The 3,009-nt window shown below is 62.7% G+C and carries 5 protein-coding genes; all 5 read left to right on the top strand.

Annotated elements, in window-relative coordinates; all coding sequences use genetic code 11:
- Window positions 1–373 (top strand): methionine biosynthesis protein MetW (locus tag OC610_RS24425; protein WP_264431524.1); only part of this gene is annotated, 373 nt, incomplete at its 5' end.
- Window positions 374–398: 25 nt separating this feature from the next.
- On the top strand, window positions 399–833 hold the full coding sequence (locus tag OC610_RS24420; RefSeq protein ID WP_264431522.1) for a DUF4426 domain-containing protein: 435 nt from the start codon (window positions 399–401) through the stop codon (window positions 831–833).
- Window positions 830–1,426 carry an RdgB/HAM1 family non-canonical purine NTP pyrophosphatase gene (gene rdgB, locus OC610_RS24415; protein ID WP_198796883.1) on the top strand — a complete coding sequence of 199 codons (597 nt, stop codon included), beginning with the start codon at window positions 830–832 and terminating at the stop codon, window positions 1,424–1,426. The genes OC610_RS24420 and rdgB overlap by 4 nt, the downstream gene beginning before the upstream one ends.
- Window positions 1,423–2,622, top strand: a complete 1,200-nt coding sequence (gene hemW / locus OC610_RS24410) for a radical SAM family heme chaperone HemW (protein WP_264431519.1) — start codon at window positions 1,423–1,425, stop codon at window positions 2,620–2,622. Before rdgB ends, hemW begins: the two co-directional genes overlap by 4 nt.
- 18 nt (window positions 2,623–2,640) lie before the next feature.
- On the top strand, window positions 2,641–2,964 hold the full coding sequence (locus OC610_RS24405) for a DUF3392 domain-containing protein (RefSeq protein WP_014340681.1): 324 nt from the start codon (window positions 2,641–2,643) through the stop codon (window positions 2,962–2,964).
- The last annotated feature ends 45 nt before the right edge of the window (window positions 2,965–3,009 follow it).

The following is a 3,009-nucleotide window of genomic DNA, read 5'->3' as shown; positions in this document are numbered from 1 at the left end:
CCAGGCCCTGCAAGCCGTGCATTACCCGGACAAGATCCTCGACGAAATGCTGCGCGTCGGGCGCCAGTGTATCATCACCTTCCCCAACTTCGGTCACTGGCGGTGCCGCTGGTACCTGGCGAGCAAGGGGCGGATGCCGGTGTCGGAGTTCCTGCCCTACACCTGGTACAACACGCCGAACATCCACTTCTGCACCTTCGAGGATTTCGAGGAGCTGTGCCGCGAACGCGAAGCCAAGGTCATTGATCGCCTGGCCGTAGACCAGCAACACCGCCACGGGTGGGCGAGCAAGCTTTGGCCTAATCTGTTAGGTGAGATAGGCATCTATCGGGTCAGCAGCCCAGGCCTCGCCGATCATCAGGTCGCGGTGTAAACGCCGGCCTTTCCAGGAGCACGACATGAAACGTCTAGGGTTGTTTCTCATCACCGCCTGCCTGAGCGTCGGCGTCATGGCCGCCGATGTCATCAAGGGCGAGCGCAAGGAAGTGTTCGGTGACGTCACCGTGCACTACAACACGTTCAACTCCACCTTCCTCACGCCTGACATCGCCAAGGGCGCCGAACTGATCCGCAGCAAGAACCAGGGCGTGATCAATGTTTCGGTGATCAAGGGTGGCAAGCCGCTGATCGCCCAGGTCAGCGGCACGGTCAAGGACCTGACCAGCAAGACGGTCCCGCTCAGCTTCCGCCAGATCACCGAGCCAGGCGCGATTTACTACGTCGCCCAATACCCGGTGGAGCAGCAGGAAACCCGCACCTTTGAAATCAAGGTGCAAATCGGCGACAAGATCAACACCCTCAACTTCAACCAGGAACTGTTCCCGGGCCAATGATCAAGCTCACCCAACTCGTGCTGGCCAGCCACAACGCCGGCAAACTCAAGGAACTCCAGGCCATGCTCGGCGGGTCGGTGCAATTGCGCTCGATCGGCGAGTTCAGCCAGGTGGAACCGGAAGAGACCGGCCTGTCGTTCGTCGAAAACGCCATTCTCAAGGCCCGCAACGCCGCGCGCATTTCCGGCCTGCCGGCGCTGGCCGACGACTCCGGCCTGGCGGTGGACTTCCTCGGCGGCGCGCCGGGCATCTATTCGGCCCGTTACGCCGATGGCAAGGGTGACGCGGCGAACAACGCCAAGCTGCTCGATGCCCTCAAGGACGTTCCTGAAGCCGAGCGCGGTGCGCAGTTCGTATGTGTGCTCGCCCTGGTACGCCATGCCGACGATCCGTTGCCGATCCTCTGCGAAGGCTTGTGGCAAGGACGTATTCTGACCGAGGCCAGCGGCGAGCACGGTTTCGGCTACGACCCATTGTTCTGGGTACCTGAGCGCAATTGCTCCAGCGCCGAGCTGGGCCCCGTGGAAAAGAACCAACTGAGCCACCGCGCCCGCGCCATGGCCCTGCTGCGCCAGCGCCTGGGCCTGCAATGACCACCGACGCCCCCGCACCGCTGATCCACGGCGGCGCACAAACCCCTCGAGCGCCGCTGCCGGCGCTGCCGCCCCTGGCGTTGTACATCCATATCCCATGGTGCGTGCGCAAATGCCCGTATTGCGACTTCAACTCCCACACCGCCAGCCCGCAGTTGCCGGAAGAGGAATACGTCGACGCCTTGCTGGCCGATCTCGATCAGGATCTGCACGCGGTTCATGGTCGTGAACTGAGTTCGATATTCTTCGGCGGCGGTACGCCGAGCCTGTTCAGCGCCCAGGCCTTGGGGCGCCTGCTGCGGGGCGTCGAGGCGCGCATCCCTTTTGCGCCCGACATTGAAATCACCTTGGAAGCCAACCCAGGCACCTTCGAACAAGAGAAATTCGTTGCTTACCGGGCGCTGGGCATCAATCGCTTATCGATTGGCATCCAAAGCTTCCAACAGGCCAAGCTCGAAGCGCTGGGCCGCATTCATAACGGTGACGAGGCGGTGCGTGCCGCTGGCATGGCCCGCCAGGCCGGGTTCGATAACTTCAACCTCGACTTGATGCACGGCTTGCCTGATCAGTCCCTGGAAGATGCCTTGAGCGACCTGCGCCAGGCCATTGCGCTGAAGCCCACCCATTTGTCCTGGTATCAACTGACGCTGGAGCCGAACACCGTGTTCTGGAACCAGCCGCCGACGTTGCCGGAAGACGACACGCTGTGGGACATCCAGGAAGCCGGGCAAGCATTGCTGGCCGAGCATGGCTACGCCCAGTACGAAGTCTCGGCCTATGCCCAGCCCGGGCGCGCGGCGCGACACAACCTCAACTATTGGAGCTTCGGCGACTTCATCGGCATCGGCGCCGGGGCCCACGGCAAGCTCAGCCATCCGGACGGGCGCATCGTGCGCACCTGGAAGACCCGCTTGCCCAAGGACTACCTGAACCCGGCCAAAAGCTTCCAGGCCGGTGAGAAAACCCTCGCCAACGAGGAACTGCCGTTCGAGTTCCTGATGAACGCCCTGCGCCTGACCGCCGGCGTGGAAGCGCGGCTTTACCCGGAGCGCACCGGCCTACCCCTGGAGAGCCTGGCCGAAGGCCGGCGCGAGGCCGAACAAAGTGGGTTGTTGCAGGTCGAACCGTCACGTCTGGCGGCGACCGAGCGCGGACAGCTGTTTCTCAACGACTTGCTGCAGAAATTTCTGAGCTGATCAACACAAGGAAATCGAATGGATCTGGTACTCGACCTGCTCGCCACCGTGTCCCGCTGGAGCCGCAGCAACCTGTCGGAAATCTCCCTGGCATTGGTAGGCTGCCTGCTGGTGCTGTTTGGTGCCGACATCAAGGGCTGGGTCGAACAACGCCTGGGCAGCATCGCTGGCGCGTTGCGCGTCCCGCTGATTGCCCTGCTGTGCATGATCGGCAGCGGCGCCGCGCTGATCTACGCCACGCCGTGGATCGTCCGGGGCTTGAGCCAGTTCAACAACTACAGCCTGGCGCCGGTGTTGTTGGTGGTGCTGGTGTTGATTGGCGTGGTGGCGGATCGGCGCTGAGCCAGCCACAACCAAAAACAACTGTGGGAGCGAGCTTGCTCGCGA

Source organism: Pseudomonas agronomica (assembly GCF_025917275.1).
GTDB lineage: Bacteria > Pseudomonadota > Gammaproteobacteria > Pseudomonadales > Pseudomonadaceae > Aquipseudomonas > Aquipseudomonas agronomica.
This window is presented reverse-complemented; position numbering and strand designations above follow the sequence as displayed.